Origin of the sequence: Frankia sp. AgKG'84/4 (assembly GCF_023242965.2) — a bacterium.
Taxonomy (GTDB): Bacteria; Actinomycetota; Actinomycetes; order Frankiales; family Frankiaceae; genus Frankia.
Window position 1 is genome coordinate 1 of sequence record NZ_JALKFU020000852.1, and the last position, 944, is coordinate 944.

Consider the following 944-nt stretch of genomic DNA (forward strand, 5'->3'; position numbering starts at 1 on the left):
CGGCTGCGCAGATCGCCGCCAGGAGCGGCGGTGGCGGCGGGGCCGGCCAGCGCGGTGGTCGACCACAGCGAGCCGGCGAGCGCGAGCGCCGCCGCCTCGCCCGGTTCCAGTTCGATGTCGGGCAGGGCGTAGTCACCGCGCTGGATGCGGTAGCCGGTCTCGTCGGTGAAGGCCGAGTCGGTGCCGGTCTCCAGCGGGATGCCGATCTCGCGCAGGTAGGCCTTGTCCCGCTCGAACATCCGGCGGAAGGCGTCCTGCTCCTCCGCGCTTGCGCCGGGGTCGTAGCCCTCGACGAGATCGCCGAGCTGCGAGACCGTGAGAAACCGCGATGTCGCCATGAGGCACATCGTCAGGTTGAGCAGGCGTTCCACACGGCGCCGGGACACACTCACACAGGCTAGCCGTCGGGCGGACCGGGGCGGACATCGCCCCCGGCCGCGCCCGGCCCGGCCACGTTGACTACTGCTCGCCGCTCGCCCCGCCGGCGCCCGGCGTGGCACCGAGCCTGTCGGTGGCCTCGACGGCGACGAGGTCCACGACGAACACCAGGGTGTCATCGGCGAGGATCGTCGGCGGCTGGCCGCCGGAGGGACCGTAGCCGAGGTCGGGCGGGATCACGATCTGGCGACGGCCGCCGACCTTCATCCCGGAGATCCCCCGGCCGAACCCGGGGATCGTCTGGGCCAGCGGGAAGCTGACGGGCTGGCCGTCCCCGCCCGTCCAGGTCGAGTCGAACTCCTTGCCGTTGCGCCACAGCACGCCGGAGTAGCGGATGCTCACCGTGCTCGACACCCCGGCCTGCGCGCCCTGGCCGGCGACGAGGTCGCGGGTGACCAGGCCGGTCGGCGCGGTGCCCTGACCGGCGCTGGACACCGGGGCCCTGGTGAGATCGGTGGCGTTGCGCACGTCGGGCAGGGCGGTGCCGGCGGCGGTCACCAGCGTCG

The 944-nt window shown here is 73.8% G+C and carries 1 protein-coding gene and 1 pseudogene; both read right to left on the minus strand.

Translation table 11 applies throughout. The features are described 5' to 3' along the window. A pseudogene (locus MXD58_RS25645) lies at positions 1–338 on the minus strand (WYL domain-containing protein); the annotation flags it as partial. Positions 339–459: 121 nt separating this feature from the next. Next, the coding region (locus tag MXD58_RS25650; protein WP_250610259.1) for an FKBP-type peptidyl-prolyl cis-trans isomerase at positions 460–944 on the minus strand (485 nt) is incomplete at its 5' end.